At 66.2% G+C, this 16222-nt stretch carries 12 protein-coding genes and 1 pseudogene; 4 read left to right on the top strand and 9 right to left on the bottom strand.

Annotation, left to right across the window (positions count from 1 at the left end):
• Positions 1-6: 6 nt before the first annotated feature.
• From CSW62_RS23145 to CSW62_RS23130, 3 genes are all read right to left on the bottom strand, one after another.
• Positions 7-2115, bottom strand: coding sequence for a TonB-dependent siderophore receptor (locus CSW62_RS23145; RefSeq protein ID WP_099581829.1), 2109 nt, complete (start codon positions 2113-2115; stop codon positions 7-9).
• Positions 2116-2315: 200 nt separating this feature from the next.
• The gene (locus tag CSW62_RS23140) at positions 2316-2600 is read right to left on the bottom strand and encodes a hypothetical protein (RefSeq protein WP_099581828.1); all 285 of its coding nucleotides are present in this window, start codon (positions 2598-2600) and stop codon (positions 2316-2318) included.
• A gap of 1353 nt (positions 2601-3953) precedes the next feature.
• Positions 3954-5477 (bottom strand): ATP-dependent endonuclease, encoded by a 1524-nt coding sequence (locus CSW62_RS23130; RefSeq protein WP_099581827.1) that lies wholly within the window; start codon positions 5475-5477, stop codon positions 3954-3956.
• A gap of 303 nt (positions 5478-5780) precedes the next feature.
• Between CSW62_RS23130 and hisS the strand changes: the two genes are divergently transcribed.
• From hisS to hisG, 3 genes and pseudogenes are all read left to right on the top strand, one after another.
• The gene (gene hisS, locus CSW62_RS23125) at positions 5781-7265 is read left to right on the top strand and encodes a histidine--tRNA ligase (protein ID WP_099581826.1); all 1485 of its coding nucleotides are present in this window, start codon (positions 5781-5783) and stop codon (positions 7263-7265) included.
• A pseudogene (locus CSW62_RS23120) lies at positions 7225-8399 on the top strand (ATP phosphoribosyltransferase regulatory subunit). Before hisS ends, CSW62_RS23120 begins: the two are co-directional and overlap by 41 nt.
• The gene (gene hisG / locus CSW62_RS23115; RefSeq protein WP_099581824.1) at positions 8396-9352 is read left to right on the top strand and encodes an ATP phosphoribosyltransferase; all 957 of its coding nucleotides are present in this window, start codon (positions 8396-8398) and stop codon (positions 9350-9352) included. The pseudogene CSW62_RS23120 and the gene hisG overlap by 4 nt, the downstream one beginning before the upstream one ends.
• Before the next feature lie 427 nt (positions 9353-9779).
• On the opposite strand, the gene CSW62_RS23110 is transcribed toward hisG, so the two are convergent.
• The 4 genes from CSW62_RS23110 to CSW62_RS23095 form a co-directional block, all read right to left on the bottom strand.
• Positions 9780-10406 (bottom strand): glutathione S-transferase family protein, encoded by a 627-nt coding sequence (locus CSW62_RS23110; protein WP_099581823.1) that lies wholly within the window; start codon positions 10404-10406, stop codon positions 9780-9782.
• A 341-nt stretch (positions 10407-10747) separates the two neighbouring features.
• On the bottom strand, positions 10748-10801 hold the full coding sequence (locus tag CSW62_RS27545) for a hypothetical protein (RefSeq protein ID WP_143324469.1): 54 nt from the start codon (positions 10799-10801) through the stop codon (positions 10748-10750).
• Positions 10802-11694: 893 nt separating this feature from the next.
• Positions 11695-12162 (bottom strand): DUF418 domain-containing protein, encoded by a 468-nt coding sequence (locus CSW62_RS23100; RefSeq protein ID WP_255408401.1) that lies wholly within the window; start codon positions 12160-12162, stop codon positions 11695-11697.
• 65 nt (positions 12163-12227) lie between these two features.
• Entirely contained in the window at positions 12228-12623 is a 396-nt protein-coding gene (locus CSW62_RS23095; protein ID WP_099581821.1) for a MerC domain-containing protein, read from the bottom strand.
• A gap of 180 nt (positions 12624-12803) precedes the next feature.
• On the opposite strand from CSW62_RS23095, the gene CSW62_RS23090 reads away from it, so the two are divergent.
• Positions 12804-13481, top strand: coding sequence for a hypothetical protein (locus CSW62_RS23090; protein ID WP_099581820.1), 678 nt, complete (start codon positions 12804-12806; stop codon positions 13479-13481).
• A gap of 31 nt (positions 13482-13512) precedes the next feature.
• Here the strand turns inward: CSW62_RS23090 and CSW62_RS23085 are convergent, their stop codons facing one another.
• Positions 13513-14979: a S41 family peptidase gene (locus tag CSW62_RS23085; protein WP_099581819.1), complete on the bottom strand. Its 1467-nt coding sequence runs from the start codon at positions 14977-14979 to the stop codon at positions 13513-13515.
• A gap of 40 nt (positions 14980-15019) precedes the next feature.
• A complete protein-coding gene (locus CSW62_RS23080) occupies positions 15020-16180 on the bottom strand; it encodes a helix-turn-helix domain-containing protein (RefSeq protein WP_099581818.1) in 1161 nt (386 codons plus the stop codon).
• Positions 16181-16222: the final 42 nt, after the last annotated feature.

The following is a 16222-nucleotide window of genomic DNA, read 5'->3' as shown; positions in this document are numbered from 1 at the left end:
CCCGCATCAGAACGTCTTGCGCACCCGCAAGCTGACGAAGGTGCGCGGGTCGATCGCGCGGTCCTCGACATAGGCCACGGCCCGTTCCGGCGCGCGGTTGGCGAAGACCGTGCGGCGGATGGTGTAGTCGTCCCAGAGGTTCAGCTGGGCGCGGATCGCCAGGGTCGGGGTCGGCTTATATTCGGTGAAGAACTCGTAGTAGTTCGCGCCGCGCCAGACATTGGTCTGGTCGACGTCATAGGTGCCCTGGCCCAGCAGCGGCAGCCAGTTGACGCCCCACTGGATGCGGTGCTTGGGCAGGTCCTGCTGGAAGCCGATATTGGCCTGGGTCGGGCGCACCCGGGTGATCGGACGATCCTTGCCGGTCGTCGGATCCTTCACGTGGGTCTCGTTCCAGTCGTTCTTGAACGTGAAGCGGCCGCCCGGGATGCCCAGCTTGTCGGTCGGCACCACGATGTTCAGCGACAGGCGGTCCAGCGTGCCGTCGCCGATATTGCCGGTGGCCGACAGGTTGTTCGGCAGCGGCAGGCGGTCGATCACGCCGATGATCTCGTCGTGGCGATAGCCGATCGAGACGATGCCCTGGCCCCAGAAGCGGCGCTCGTAGCTGATCTCGCTGATCCAGCGCTGCTCGGGCTTGAGGTCGACATTGCCGCCATAGACGGTCTCGTCCTCCAGGTCCGACGAGGCGGCGAAGTCCTCGAAGTCCAGCTGGCCCAGTTCGCGCTCGAAGCGCACCCGCACCTGGTTGTCGGCCACCGGCGTCCAGGTCGCCAGGAAGCGGGGCTTGGCGTAGAAGAAGCTCTTCTCGTTGTCGGCGTCGCCCGACTGCTTGATCGTCGACTTCTCCAGCCGCAGGCCGCCCTCCAGCGTCAGCTTGGGGTTCACGCGCCAGGTCGCCTTGGTGAAGGCCTCGCCGCGCAGCTCCTCGACCTTGACCGACGCCGAGGGCAGGGGCACGGCCGCGCCGCCGACGCTGTAGGCCTGCTTCACGTCCAGCATGTTGTAGGCTGCTTCGCCGCCGGCCTCGATGGTCAGGGCCTTGGAGAAGTCGTGGCGCAGCAGGCCGCGCAGGATCGCCTCGGTGCTGTCGCCATCGGCCGTGAAGCGCTGCTGGGCGCTTTTGGTCCCGTTCAGGGTCTCGTCGCTGGTCGAGGCGTTGTCGAAGTTCTCGCCCGTGAACATCGCCCGCGTCTCCAGGCTCCACTTCGGGGCCAGGGGGCGGGTGTAGGTCAGGCCCAGCTCGGTGGTGTGGCTCTCCTCGGCATAGTCGCTGCGGCGCAGGGCCGTGGCCGAGGTCAGTTCCTGCCACTGCTGCCAGTCGTTGACGCCATAGCGCGCGGTGCCTTCCAGCTTGCCGCCCTTGAACGGGGTCGAGAAGTTGCCGCGAATGCCGCGCCCGCCGCCATAGCCGTCGTTCAGGTACTTCTCGTCGCGGATCACCTTGCCGGTCCCGTCGCGGCGCACGTTCACGCCCGGGCCGTTGCTGTCGCTGCTGCCCATGCCGTCGCTGAGCGTGATGCTCCAGGTCTTGTCGCCGTTGGTGTTGTTGAACTGGTAGCTGCCGCCATAGATGTCGTGGCCGCCGTCGAAGATCATGGCGTTCCAGGTCAGGATCGACTGCTGGCTGGCGCCCTTCTTCAGGATCACGTTCACCACCACCGAATAGCCCTGCATGTCGATGCCCGGGGCGCCGCCGCGGATCAGCTCGATGCGCTCGACCTGGCTGGCCGGCGTGCGGTTCATGACGTTCGAGCCAGCGTCGTTCTTCGAGGCCGGACGGTCGCCGTTGATCAGGATGTTGCCGACCGCGCCCTCGAAGCCGCGCGCCCCGGTGCCGTCGTTGACGATGAAGCCCGGCACCCGGTTGATCATGTCCAGGGCGGTGTTGGGGCGCTGGGCGGCGAAGAATTCCGGCTGGAACACCAGCACGCCGCGCTGGCTGCTGTCGTCCAGCGGCGCCTTGTCGGTCGGGCCTGTCGGCACGGGCGTCTGGGCGGCCTCCTGGCCAGCGGGAACCGGAGCGGTCGGAGCCTTGTCCGCGTCGCCGGCGTGCGCCGCGCCGGCGAGGCAAAGCATGGCCGCGGTGGCCATCAGCATGGTCTTGGTCATCAACGTTCCCCTCTGTGCGGGAAGCTGTGACGGCGTGGGCTCGTAGCCTCAAGTTACAAGACCGAAATGTGCATTACTTCTGAGTTATATTACAGGACGTTCATGTTGCTATACCGGCGGGCGTGTGGATAAGTCTGGGCGCGGTTGGGGTTTGACTTAAGAAGAGCTCTACGGCCAGGTGAAAGCGTCCGCCTGAACAGTGATTACTTGCCGCGTCGGCGCGCCTCGGTCGCCAGGCGATCCAGCACCGGCGTTCGGCTGGGGGCCAGCAGCTCGGCCCGCCCCTCGGCGAAGATCCGCCGGTTCTCGGCGCAGGTCGCCCGCATGACCGCCAGCTCGGCCGCCGGGACCTTGTCGGCCAGCGCCTCGGCCTCGCGCTCGGCCTGGGCGGTGATGCGTTCGAGGTCGTCATAGAAGTCGAGCAGCGACCGGGTGCGCGAGACGACATGGCGCGGACGCTTGCGACGCGGGGGCTTGGACTTGGGCATGGGGTTCTCCTGTCTGCCCCCTTCCCCCTGGATGGGGGAAGGGTTGGGGATGGGGGTGACTGCTGAGCTGGCCGCCGTGCGCGGCATCGACCGCCGTGGTCACCCCCACCCCTGCCCCTCCCCCATCGAGGGGGAGGGAACGTGTTTCATCGACCTCGCGCCGTGCGGCTGCGAGTGGGTGTTGGGGAGGCGACGGAGCGGCCGGGCGAACCCGGGGACCGTGAGGTTTGTTTGTGTTTCGGCTCGCAGACCGCTCCGCCAGGTTGTTCTTGCCCGTGAGGATGGGGGGCGTGAGCGTATTTCAGCTCGGGACCCCACTAGCCCCCGGACGGGCGCGGACCAAGTCGATCGGCTACATCCGTCTCGACCCCGACGATCCACGATAGGCGGCTTGTACGATCACCGCCCTGTCGCTCCGCTGATGGCTCTGGCCCCAACGATCCCGTCACCCGTACGCGCTCCTAAAGAGTAAGCGACGTGGCGTGAAGGCTCCGCCGGGAACCGCCAGCGGCCCCGCTCAACCTACCCCCGCCGCCGTTTTGGGCCGGATCCAAACGCCCTCCCCCGCGACGGGGACAGCTCTGAGTATGCGGCGGTGCTGAACGCCGATGATGCGGGGGCGCGAAAAAGTGGGAAGCGGTTGATTTCGTGGGGTTCGGCGCCGCGAACGCCGGGGATAGAGGCCGCTCAATCCCCGCGAGGGCGCGTTCTGAAACCCTCTCTCTTAGAGAGAGGGAGGGGCCCAAGCGGAGCTTGGGAGGGTGAGTGGTTACACCCTCAGCCGGCGTGCCGGCACGGAATCCCTAACAGCGCCAAGATCGTCCAGGGGCTTCGCCTACCCACTCACCCTCCCACGCCTCCGGCGCGGGCCCCTCCCTCTCTCCATGAGAGAGGGTTTCCGGTGCGCGACCTCTTCCCTTCGCCGCCATCCGACCCCCGAGGTCGGAGCCCCCCTTACATCTCACGGCGAGACGATCGCAGGGCTGATCAGGTCACTCAAGGATGGCTTCGCCACCGCGCGCGGCGGCCCGGAGGGCCGTCCTTGACTGACCTGATCAGCCCTGCACGCTGCAGCCTCCAAGAGATGAAAGGCTCGCCCCGACCAAGGTCGGCTGGCGACCCCTGGGGCAAGCCGTTGGACGTTTCCGCTCTCCTCCCCCTCCTGGGGGAGGGGGACCGGCGAACGCCGGTGGAGGGGGCCAGCGCCCCGCGCCGCCTCGCCACCCCACCCCCGTCATTCCCGCCCTTGTGGCGGGAATGACGGGAGGAAGAGTATGGTCTGCGCTCCAGCCTCTAGCGCCGTCCGACCTCCCCGAGATCGGCACTGAGGTTGTCTCGCCGTGAGGTGCGAGGTTAAGACCATTTTGGCTTTGTGCTATCCGCTTCTGCACTTCCAAGGGCTTTGGCCCCCTTGGAGACTTTCGCGAGTAGATCTTGGACCGCCTCGGGGTGGGCCTGCGCCCAAAGTGTCGTAAAGGCAGATGCCACTGTTCTCTCGGGTACCAAGCCGAGGCGCTCCCCTATCTGGGAGAACAAGAGGTGAGTGTCTTTATTGGTTCTTCGAACATCCTCGCAAATTTCTCGAACTTTCTCGCTATCTTCAAACTTTTGGAGGAGCGCGACAGAGAGTTTCCCGCCGATCGTCGACCATTCGTCCATGCAGGAGTCAAAAACGTAGGCCTCGGGTGATCCTCCTGGTAGGCGGAAAATCTTCTGTGCTTCGTCGTCCGATTGGCGAGAATCGCCGTCGATTACGCAAACTGACGGGACGGTAATTGCGGGATTTGTATTGTGATAGTTGTTCATCGCAACCGCCGTCCCGTCTCCCGACATCGCATGAACTTGGAAGTGGTCGATTATGGCGCGCGAACTTTGCCTTAGTATTGCTTCCATCCAGGTTTTGGCGAAATCATCCTCAACGAAAATTACGGACGCAGTTTCAATTTGACCTGTGATGGCCCTTAGGGACGCTACATCTAATTTTCCCTGGAATAGCTTGTCTTTAGTGGCAGACCAAACAGCCTTGCTGGGAAGTGGGTGTAGGGCTTCATTGGAATGTGTAGTGAATATAACCTGTATCTTTTTTCGCTCTGCTGCCCATATAAGGTACTCAACAAGTCTAATTGTTGCCACGGGATGCAAGCCGTTCTCGATTTCCTCAATTAAGACTAGGGCTTGATCGGGCGCGCTTTCAATAGCAGCAACCATTCTGATGATGCTGGATTCGCCAGCGCCGAAGTGGAACTCAGAATAACCAACCCCTAGGGACGTTTTTCCGGTGAGTAACGTTACCGCGCCGGTGGCGTGTACCTGGATTTCTTTGAATCCGGATACGTCTTTTCCAAGAATCCTAGATACAGCTTCATTAATCTCTGCGGAGAAAGACACTATGCGGCTGTCGGGAACTGAAAACTTTCGCGATGTACAGCTAAGAAGTTCCTTTCTCTCACTAGCTGGAACAGTCCTCGAAACGCCAAACAGTAATGTTGGGCGCCGCATCGCATCGCGGTTCCACTTCAGGCTCTTGAAGCTCGCTGTTCTCTGAACAGATGCGCGTGGGGCTATGTCACGGTCTATTATTTCATACTCAATTGACCAGTCTTGCATTCCGCCGTCGTACTTTCCACTTTTCGAAAAGAACGCTCGAGGCGGTATGTCCTTGTAGATGATCGCGGCTGATCCCAGTACGGTTGTCTTCCCGCCACCATTAGGTCCAATAATTGCGGTCACAGGGAAGTCAAAAGATATTGGCTCGTCTGTAAATCCTCGGATCTTTTTGAGATTTAATTTTGCTAGATACTGCCGATAGTTTCTATCGCGCGCTTTTTCTAGAAGGGCGTTGATAGTGCTATCGCGGACTTCGCTCTTGAAAGGCATGGATTTTTCCCTCGACCTGCGATTGTTATGGCGCGGGCGTGGATAGTGCAACGGGTGCGGTTTGCCCGAGGCCAAGCCTTGCTGCGAAGCTCACCCCTTCCCCCACCGCCCCATCTCCGCTACACCCCCGCCCGATGACCCGCCTGCCGCACCACCACGGCTGCCACCACCATCCGAACTCGCCTCGCGGGATCGGCCGGGTCCGCGCGCTCTAAGCCGAGCGACCCAGCCAGAGCCCCGCCTAGCGGATGGGGCTTGGCATAAGCGCCATCCGTCGAAGCCTTGAAGATCTAAGGACCGACGATGACCGACGACTCTACGAACACCGCCGAAACCTTCCGCCCCGAGGCGCGCGCCCCGCGCGGCTTCGCCGACAAGCGCGCTCGCGACCTGCGGGCCGAGCGGGCGATCCTGGAGGCGGTGTCGGCGGTCTATGAGCGCTACGGCTTCGAGGCCCTGGACACCGGGGCGTTCGAATATGCCGACGCCCTGGGCAAGTTCCTGCCCGACAGCGACCGGCCCAACGAGGGCGTGTTCGCGCTGCAGGACGACGACGACCAGTGGATGGCGCTGCGCTACGACCTGACCGCGCCGCTGGCGCGGTTCGCGGCCCAGAACTGGGAGACCCTGCCCAAGCCGTTCCGCCGCTACGCCTTCGGGCCGGTGTGGCGCAACGAGAAGCCGGGGCCGGGGCGCTTCCGCCAGTTCATCCAGTGCGACGCCGACACGGTGGGCTCGGCCCGTCCGGAGGCCGACGCCGAGATCATCGCCATGGCGGTCGAGGGGCTGGAAGCGGCCGGCCTGCCGCGCGGGGCGGCGGTGCTGAAGATCAACAATCGCAAGCTGCTCAACGGCCTGCTGACCTCGGCGGGGGCGGAAAGCGCCGGCCAGAAGCTGGCCGTGCTGCGCGCGGTCGACAAGCTGGACCGTCTTGGCGTGGACGGGGTCCGCCTGCTGCTGGGCGAGGGCCGCCTGGACGAGAGCGGCGACTTCACCAAGGGCGCGGGCCTCAAGGGCAAGGCGATCGACTCGGTGCTGGACTTCGTGTCGGCGGGCGCCGGTGGCCGGAGCGCGACGCTGGACAACATCGCCAAGGTGATCGGCGGCTCGGCCGAGGGCGACGAGGGCCTGCTGGAGCTGTCGCGGATCGACGCGGCGCTGACCAGCTTAGGGATAGCCGACGACCAGGCCTTCATCGATCCGTCGATCGTCCGGGGGCTGGAATACTACACCGGCGCGGTGTTCGAGGCCGAGCTGCTGCTCAGCACCACCGACGAGAAGGGGAACAAGGTCTCGTTCGGCTCGATCGGCGGCGGCGGGCGCTATGACGACCTGGTGGCGCGGTTCACCGGGACGGCGACGCCGGCGACGGGCTTCTCGTTCGGCGTCACCCGCCTGGCGGCGGCGCTGCGGGCGGCCGGACGCGAGCCGGGCGGCGTGGCGCGCGGGCCGGTGGTGGTGATCACCTTCGACCAGGCGCACATGGCTGAGTACTTCTCCGTGGTCGGACAGCTACGCGCGGCGGGCATTGCGGCCGAGGTGTATCTCGGGACCTCGGGCATGAAGCCGCAGATGAAATATGCCGACCGCCGGGGCGCGCCGGCCGTGGTCATGCTGGGCGGGGACGAGATCGCCGCCGGCACCGTGACCATCAAGGACCTCGACGCGGGCCGTCAGGCCGCCGAGGGGGTGACCGACAACGCCGCCTGGAAGGCCGAGCGTCCGGGCCAGCAGACCATTCCGCGCGGTGAGCTCGTCGCCGCCGTGCGCAAGATCATCGAGGGCTAATTGATGAGGCTCGAGCGTTCCATTCCGGCGGAGGCGCTCGACGCCATCCGCGCGCCCCTGCTGCTGGCCGGCGCGGCCCTGACCGACGCCCCGGTGCTGCAGCCCCTGGGCCTGCTGCTCGATCTGACCGGCGAGGCCATGCGCTCGCGGCTGTTCGTCGTCTCCGGCGATGGCGGCGAGGAGGCCTGCCTGCGGCCGGACTTCACGGTCGCCGTGGCCCGCCAGCACTTCGAGAACGGCGGGGAGCCGGCCCGTCGCCGCTATGAGGGCAAGGCCTTCCGCGTCGCCCCGCGCGGCTCGGACCGCGCCGAGGAGTTCCTGCAGCTGGGCGTCGAGGCCTTCGAGGCGGGCGACCCCGTGGCCGCCGACGCCGAGATCGCTTCCCTTGCTTGGGCGAGCGCCGTCGCTGGCGGCCGGTCGGACCTGTCGATGATCCTCGGCGACGTCTCGCTGTTCGCCGCCTTCGTCGACAGCCTGGACCTGGCGCCGCCGCTGGCCGCCCGGCTCAAGCGCGCCTTCGCCAAGCCGCGCCAGCTGAAGGCCGAGCTGGACGGCGACGTCTCCACTCTCTCCAGCGAGCAGTCGCGGATCGCCTCGCTGCTGGCCGGCCTGCCCGAGAGCGAGGCTTCCGCCGTGCTGCAGGAGCTGTGGTCCCTGGCCGGCGTCGAGCCCGTCGGCGGCCGCCGCCCCGCCGAGATCGCCCACCGCCTGGTCGAGAAAGCCGAGGCCGCCAAGGCCGGTCGTCTGGACGCGGAACAGGCCGACAAGGTCCGCGCCTTCCTCGCCGTCTCCGATCGTCCGGACGCGGCGCTGGACGCCATCGCCGCCCTGGCGGGACCCAACGACGCGAGCCTGAAGGCCGCCATCGCCGGCTGGCGCGCGCGCCTGTCGGGCATGGCCGAACGCGGCGTCCCGCTGGACAAGGCCACCCTGGCCGCCGCCTTCGGCCGGGCCTTCGGCTATTACGACGGCTACCTGTTCGAAGTGCATTCGGCTGCTCTTGGCGCTGAGCGGCCCGTCGCCGCCGGCGGCCGCTATGACGGCCTGCCCTCGAAGCTGGGCGTGACCACCAACACCGGCGCGGTGGGCTGCATGGTCCGTCCGGCGCGCGCCTATGCGGGAGGCGGCGAATGAGCGGCTCCATGATCTTCGCGATCCCTTCGAAAGGCCGCCTGAAGGACCAGGTCGAGGCCTGGCTGGCCGACTGCGGCTTCAAGCTGGAAATGACCGGCGGCGCGCGCGGCTATTCGGCCGAGCTGGCCGGCCTGCCGGGCGTCTCGGTGCGTCTGCTGTCGGCGGGCGACATCGCCGCCGGCCTCGACAGCGGCGACCTGCACCTAGGCGTCACGGGCGAGGACCTGCTGCGCGAGCGCGGCGACGACATGGACAGCCGGGTCATGCTGCTGCGGGCCCTGGGCTTTGGCCGCGCCGACCTGGTGGTGACCGCGCCCAAGAACTGGCTGGACGTCGACACCATGGCCGATGTCGACGAGGTCGGGCACCTGCACCTGGCCAAGACCGGCCGCCGCCTGCGGGTGGCGACCAAGTACGTCACCCAGACCCGCGCCTTCTTCGCCCGCCACGGCGTCGCCGACTACCGCATCGTCGAGAGCAGCGGCGCCACTGAGGGCGCTCCGGCCGCCGGCGCGGCGGAGCTGGTCGTGGACATCACCACCACCGGCGCGACCCTGGCCGCCAATGGCCTGAAGATCCTGTCGGACGGCGTGATCCTCAAGAGCCAGGCCCAACTGACCGCCTCGCTGATCACCGCCTGGACGCCGGAGCAGCTCGAAAGCCTCAAGCGCCTGCTGGCCGTGGTCGAGGCCAAGGGGCGGGCGGGCAAGCTGGCGACCCTGGTCTGGCCGGCCGAGCAGGACGCGGCGGGGCAGGCGGCGGTGGCGGCCTTCGTCGCCAAGGGCGGTTCGCGCCGGGCCAACGGCGCCCTGCTGGCGACCGGCGACCTGTTCGACGCCGCCGCCGCCCTGGCCGCCGCCGGGGTCGAGCCCGTCACCGTGTCGCGTCCGGACTATGTGTTCGAGTCGCGCTCGGCCGTGCTGGACCGCTTCACGGCCGCGCTCGTTCGTTAAGTTTTGACGAGATAGTCAAAATAAAACATCGATTCACGAGGTAAAATCGACTTTCGGGTCCAAACAACGCCACTCGCGTCAAAAATTCGGCGGAACCTTTGCGAAAAAGGGATTTGCCGCGTTGACACCGTCATGAATTTGACGTTTCTACAGGATGCAAGGACGAAACGAGCCCAACAGAGAGCTCCCGTTCTTCGGCGTTTCGGGGAGGAAACGCCCGCCTAGATCGAATGATCGAGAAATAGCCAGCCCGTCGCGATTATCCCCCGCGGCGGGTTTGGTGTATCTGGGCCCTGGTGAAGTCTTTTGACGGAAGAGTCAAAAAGACTTTCTAGCCTGAAATCGTCACACAATGCTCCGACGCCCCGGATGGCCGGACGTTCCCGCAGAACGCCGATCACGCGTGTCTCGACCTAGGAGGCGGGCGTCAGGTGTTCACCCCTTCGTGCGAACGCTCCACGGCCCTCTTATAGGCGTCGCGACCCGTGGTGCGGGCCAGATAGGCCTGTTCGACCTCGCCCAGGGTGATCCCGCAGGTCCTTTGGCCCAGGTTCAGGGCGTAGGTCACCGAGATGTCGGCGGCCGTGAAGGCCTCGCCGGCCAGGTAGGGCGAGTGTGCAAGCCTTTGGCTGACCAGCTGCAGCCGCTTCTGGAACGACCGCAGGCACCAGGTCGCGCCCCAGTTCTCGCGCTCGGCCTCGGGCGCGATGAAGCGGCTGACCACGACGGGCATCATCAGGGTCGCGAGGCCGGCTTCGCCCAGGTGCAGAAATTGCTGATAGGCGGGGAAGGCGGCATCCCGAGGCGCGGGCGCCAGCGGCGTCGGCCCATAGCGAGCCATCAGGTACTCCATGATCGCGATCGACTCGACCATGACGACCTCGCCGTCCTGGATCGCCGGGATGTAGTTGGCGGGGTTGATCGCCAGGAATTCGGGGTCCTGCTCGGGCGCCAGCATGTCCACCTGCCGCACGCGATAGGGCAGGTCCATCTCCTCCAGCACCCACACGACCCGCATCGATCGCGAAGTCTGTCCGCCCCAAACGGTGATCATGCGCGGGTCCTTTCCGGGGGGTGGATGAGGGTCGAACCTTATCCGACCGTGGGGCTCAAGCTTTGTGTGGCGACTGAGGGTCGGCGCGTCGGCACGACGCCGACGGTAGGCGCCGACCCTAGTCGGAAGTTGGCTTCAAGCGCGGTCAAGATAATTTAGTGGGATGGATGGCACCCTCTAGCGGCAATTGATCGTGACCACACTGTTCAACTATCGTGCAGCATAAGGGCTCGGGGAGGGTGGCATGACGTCGCGAGAAATGACCGGAAAGCCTTTATTCGAAATGTTTCTAGGCGCGCTTCCGCTCGCTACTGCCGCCACACTGACGGCAGCCATGATCTTCACTGAAGGTTTTCTGAGCGTAGTCGGCGGCGAGTGGATTTCGATGTTCTCAGTCAAAGACGTGATCACCCGCGCTTGGCCCATACTACCGTTGTTTTTGATCACGTTTCCGCTGACCTACATTCTCCAGACCCATACCATCGCAACGGATAAGAATTTTCTAGATGCGCCGATCGGAATGCTAGCGAGAGCTATCGAGAAGGAGCCTAACCGAGTTAGGTTTTTAATCGTAATTGTGGGTCTTTTGTTCGCCTGTTTCGGGGTTCTTCTATACTTCGATGCGAACAATTTTATAGGCAACGCTTTAGGCTACGTTCTGCGGACCTATGGTGCCGGGGTGCTGGTTATATTTGGTATCCAGTGCTTTAACTTGAGCGTAGTTGGCCGAATTCCTCATTTTATAAACTTGTCCGTTATGTGGGGGATGACGCTTATCGTTGCTTCATTCGCAGTGGGCTCGGCTGCCGGCGCTGCTGTTGCATTCTCGAATAGCAACACCCTCCTAACATACGGACCACACAGGTATTGCGGAAAGTACATCGCCGCAGTGGAGAGGGGCGTTCTAATGTACAACCCGGCCTATAGGTCCGTCAGGCTCTTCAAGTGGGAAGATGTGAAATATCTAGAGCGTCCTGTTCAATGCGCGCTGCAGATAAAGTACGTCTCTACAGGTATAAGGGCCATGAAGAAAGCAAACGAAACGGTTGGGCAACAATAAATCTCAGTATAGCGGTTGCTGGGCGCTCGCAGAAGGTTTCCCACGCCTCCATGAGCTTCCGTCGCTTCAACAAGGCGTCGCCCCGCCGGTAGGCCTGCTCCACGTCGGTCCCACAGTGTGGACCAGCGCCGCCTCGGCGACCTCACGCGGGAAGTTGGTCAGCCAAATAGTCGCTACGAAGGTCTGCTTCCTGGCGCCATCGGAGCGAGGGCCACCTCCGCTCGCCGATCAGGCCCCTGCACCGGGAAGCCTTGATCTCCATCGACCGTAGGCAGCGGCGCGGATCAGCCATTCGGCGGGACCGATCGGAAATTTGCGGAGCCAGAGCACGGCCATGGCTCCGGTGACCGCCCAGATCGCTGCGGAGGTCAGCATCAGTCCCGAGAAGCTGATCGATCCGACAAGTCCAAAACCATAGAACAGCAGCGACGTCAGGATGGATTGCAGGCTGTAGGTCGTCAGCGACATCCTTCCCAGGGCGCGAAGGATCTTCGCCTCACCCAAGACGCCGTATCTGAACAGCAGCGTGGCGACGGCGAGGTGACCCATGGTCACGCCAAGCCGCGCGGGCTCATAGAGAAACGACCGTAGAGCGGACACGGCGGGGACCAGCCGATGGGGATCGAGCTCAAAGCCCGTTCGCGCCATCCAGGCCAGGTTGAACACCCGGACGGGCAGGCCAAAGCCGTAGCCGATCAGGGCGATCCGTTAAGCTGACTGACCGGGAGATCCGGACGCCGCTCACCGCCGGCTTCGCAGCCTCATTCACACGCCGCGCAGTGGGCGTCGTGATGGCGGCGGCGCCAGTTGGTCAGGTGGGCGCCGGCCAGCAGCAGGCCGCCCAGCACGGTCAGGACGCGCTCGTCGGCGGCGGACGGAAACTCCAGGGCGCCGGCGATCATCAGGCCAAGACCCAGGACCGCTAACGTCGCCAGGGGCCGGGAGCGCGGCCGGCGGGTCGACGGGTCGACGAACGACAGCACGGCCACCGGCGCGGCGATCAACACGAAGACCACGTGCACCCACTCGGCCTGCGCCCACAGGCCCAGCACCGGCAGCAGCAGGGCCAAGGCCGGCAAGGCCAGGCAGTGGACCAGGCACAGGGCCGACAGGCCGACGGCGGAGGCGTCCAGGGCCTTGGCGAGGGTGGGGGGCATGAAGGCGGCTCCTGGGGCTGGGTCGGCTCATATCTAGGGGTGATATAATATAACACAAGAGGGCGACCCGCCGCGTCACCCTTTTCGAGCCCTGGGAACAGGCGCGCCGGCCGACCGTTCTGGTCAAGGTTCACGGCGGTGGCGGCGCCAACCCGAACCGGTCGATCAAGGTTTGAGCCCATGGCTGGCGCGTTCAGGGATCGCTATCTCGATCTCCTCTGCTCGATCTACATCTACAACGAGCACCGGGGCTACACGGCGATCGACCGCATGCTGTGGGCGGTGCGGTCGAGCTGGCCGGACGATCACAGGCTGATCGACCTGATCGAGAAGCACCGCGCCGACGAGCGCAAACACTACATGATGTTTCGGCGCTGGTTCGAACGGCGGGGCGTCATGCCGCTGGATGTCGATCGCGCCTGCGGCCACATCGACCGCTTCGTCGAGATCATGTTCGGCTCGCCGATCGACGCCCTGGACCCCGCGCTGATCGGCCGCGAAGACCTGTTCGAACGCCTCTGCCGGATCATCTCCCTGACCGAGAAGCGGGGCCACCGGCAGGTCGAGGTCCTGCTGCGCAATCCCTGGGTTCGGCAGGACGCGACCCTGACCAAGATCTTCCGCGTGATCGAACAGGACGAGCCCAGCCACTGGGCGCCCTATGACGGTTGGCTGGCCGACCATGGCCGGCGGCAGGCGAACGGGTACGAGCGCGCGGTCGACGGGTTCGTGCACGGCGAGTTGCTGGCCCTGAAGCTTCCGCTGCTGTTCCTGTCGCGGGGCCGCGCCCGTCGGACCACCTGGCCCGACGCGCATGACGACGAGCGGCTGTCCGGACTGGCGCGCGCGGCGGCCTGAGCGGTCGCCGGCCCAAAGAGCCGGCTGCGGATCATCGTCCGAGGATAAGCGCCGTCGCCGCCAGCATCTGTGGGTCCCGACCCGTGGCGATATCCTTGGCCGTCGTGGCCACGGCGATGTCGGGCTCGATGGCCGCGTCCGGCTGGGGCGTCGCGGGAAAGCTGGCGATCAAGGGGAGGTCGACTTCCAGCTTCGACGCCGGCAGCTGCAGGAAGAAGAAGGCCCCGCCATTGATGCCGCGCCGGTTGCCGCCGGTGGTCTGGCCGACCAGCGTCGCCAGGCCGTTGTCCTTGCAGGTCTGGTCGAAGCCGAAGGTGGCCGAGCTGTTGGAGGCGTCGCACAGCACCGCCACCCGCCCCTTGAACCGACGCCCGGCCGGCTGGATCAGGCCGGACTTGCCGTTGTCGCCGGCGCGCGTCAGTCGATAGTAGCCGGGCCGCTCCGGGGAGGCGACGGCCGCCTCGCCCCAGTCCAGGAAGCTGCGATCCCAGGTCTTCAGGTGCGGCCGCAAGGCCTCGGGCGCGGTGCGATAGCGGGTCCAGCGCTGGTCGCGCGACAGCGGCAGGTCGCGATCGATCAGACGGCTGATGATGACATTGCCGCAGTCGATGCCGCCCTCGTTGCCGCGCAGGTCGACGACCAGGCCGCGCGCGCCATCGCCGGTCAGATCGTCCATCACCCCGCCCAGCCAGGTCCGCCAGTCGAAGTCGGACTCATAGAGCGCCCAGCCGGGCATGGTCAGGCGATGCACGCCGTCATCGCCCTTGCTCAGGGTCCAGGGATTGGCGTTTTTGGCGACCTCGACCGTGGGGGAGAAGCCGGCGCGGCGATCGGCGAGGGTCAGCAGGGGCGCGCGAACGACGCGGCCGTCGGCCAGGGTGAAGGCGGCGGCGTCCTTCAGCGGCAGCACCAGCGGCAGGTGGATGTCGAAGGTCTCGAAGCGATCCTCGCCGCGCGCCTCCATCAGGCTGACGCGCTTGGCCCGGTTGGAGCCGTCGGCGCGGGCCAGGGGGATCAGGCGCTCCAGCAGGTCCTGGGTCGCGACGCCGTCGATGGCGGTGATCACCGCGCCGCGCGGGAACAGGGCCGCGCCGCTGTCGTCGCGGATCACCACCATCCGGCCATCGATCCAGCGGAACAGGAACGGGACCAGCGACCGGTCCGGATAGATCCGCGCCACGGTCGCGTCGCTGCTGTTGTAGGGGCTGGGATAGGTGTGGCCGCACTTCAGCGAGGCGGTGACGCGCGTCAGGGCCAGGAAGCGGTCGCGGAACGTCCCCGGCGCGGCCCAGGCGCGAGCCAGGCCGTCCAGCCGGGCCGAGATCTCCTGCGGGGTGCTGTAGCGATAGACGCCGGGATGCATCGTCTCCCAGGCCTGGCGCAGGATCGCGACGTCGCCGCTCCAGTCGTCGGTGACGGTGTCGGCCCAGGCGGGCAGGGCGGCGCCAAGGGCCAGGCCGCCCGAAAGCTGCAACAGGCGACGACGATTCAAGGGCATGGAGGGATCCTCACGAACGGAGCCCAGCCCATGCCTCGGCTCACGGCGCGGCGCGCCTCATTTCCGCGTCGGCCGGCAGAAAGGCAGGATCTGAGACCTGCCGCCGGTACCGCGAGGGCGAGACGCCGAACCGGGCCTTGAAGGCGCGGTTGAAGCTGGCCTTGGAGGCGAAACCCATGTCCAGCGCCAGGCTCAGCAGGTCGTCGTCGGAACCGGCCTCCAGCGCCCGCGCCACGCCCTCGGCCCGCAGCCCGTTGACGAAGTTGGAGAAGTTCACGCCCAGGCCCAGATTGATGGCCCGTGACAGGCGGCCGTTGTTGGTGCCCAGAAGCCGGGACAGGCGCGCCAGCGACAGGTCCGGCTCGCGCCACCAGCCGGCGTCGCGGGTGCGGTCGGCGATCTCGGCGGCGATGGACGGCCAGTCGGGGGAGCGCGAGGGCTCCTGTTCTGCGCTGATCGGGTCCGAGGCGGCCAAGGGCACGGGAAGCGCGGCCTGTCGCCAGCCGGCTACGCCCAGATAGACGCCGACCCCGGCCAGGGCCAGGTACAGGCCGGTCTCCTGGAAGAAGTCGATCCCGCCCGCGATCAGCGACCACAGCCAGAAGCCGGCCTTCAGGCCCAGGCCCGCCAGGATCACCGTCAGGACCCGACCCAGCCAGTGGGCCGAGAAGCGCTCGTCGTCGCTGCGGTGGTCGGCCAGCCGCTTGCGCTGACGCCGCAAGAGCCCGCCGATGGCGTAGGCATAGGCCGCCAGGCTCACCAGGCCCATCACGTCCAGCACGGGCGAGACGATGGCGCGGTGCCCGCCCGTGTACCACGCCCACTTGGCGTCCCCGGGGATCAGGAAACACAAGGCCAGATAGGCGAACTGGGCGAGGGCGGGCAGCAGGTGCAGCCGCATCCGACGCGGCGCCGTCCCGTCCGCCAGCGCGTGGGCGTAGCCGTACAGCAGCGGCCCGAACGCCAGGGGAATGGCGAACGGGGCGAAGGTCAGCCAGCGGAAACGGTCATAGGCGCCGGCGAAACCGATCGCATAGGGCGTCAGCATCCCGGCGACGACCACCAGGGCGACCGCGAGGAAGCGGTTGGCCGCCCGGTTGGGCCCGCTCCGCGCCAGGGCGCCGGCCAGCAGCACGCATTGCAGGATCGCGACGCCGAGCAGCGCCGTCCGCCATCCGAAAAGGAGTCCCCAATCCGCCATGCGCCGACGCTAAGCGGTCCGACGGCTCAGCGGAAGGCGATC

It is taken from the genome of Caulobacter sp. FWC2 (assembly GCF_002742625.1).
Lineage (GTDB): Bacteria > Pseudomonadota > Alphaproteobacteria > Caulobacterales > Caulobacteraceae > Caulobacter.
The sequence above is the reverse complement of the archived record's forward strand: the minus strand, read 5'-3'. Positions and strand labels throughout refer to the sequence as shown.

What these genes read in the sequence shown, in the direction of transcription:
- CSW62_RS23140 (WP_099581828.1), bottom strand. Translation starts at nt 2,600, where the DNA reads ATGCCCAAGTCCAAGCCCCCGCGTCGCAAGCGTCCGCGCCATGTCGTC.
- CSW62_RS23130 (WP_099581827.1), bottom strand. Translation starts at nt 5,477, where the DNA reads ATGCCTTTCAAGAGCGAAGTCCGCGATAGCACTATCAACGCCCTTCTA.
- hisS (WP_099581826.1), top strand. Translation starts at nt 5,781, where the DNA reads ATGACCGACGACTCTACGAACACCGCCGAAACCTTCCGCCCCGAGGCG.
- hisG (WP_099581824.1), top strand. Translation starts at nt 8,396, where the DNA reads ATGAGCGGCTCCATGATCTTCGCGATCCCTTCGAAAGGCCGCCTGAAG.
- CSW62_RS23110 (WP_099581823.1), bottom strand. Translation starts at nt 10,406, where the DNA reads ATGATCACCGTTTGGGGCGGACAGACTTCGCGATCGATGCGGGTCGTG.
- CSW62_RS23095 (WP_099581821.1), bottom strand. Translation starts at nt 12,623, where the DNA reads ATGCCCCCCACCCTCGCCAAGGCCCTGGACGCCTCCGCCGTCGGCCTG.
- CSW62_RS23090 (WP_099581820.1), top strand. Translation starts at nt 12,804, where the DNA reads ATGGCTGGCGCGTTCAGGGATCGCTATCTCGATCTCCTCTGCTCGATC.
- CSW62_RS23085 (WP_099581819.1), bottom strand. Translation starts at nt 14,979, where the DNA reads ATGCCCTTGAATCGTCGTCGCCTGTTGCAGCTTTCGGGCGGCCTGGCC.
- CSW62_RS23080 (WP_099581818.1), bottom strand. Translation starts at nt 16,180, where the DNA reads ATGGCGGATTGGGGACTCCTTTTCGGATGGCGGACGGCGCTGCTCGGC.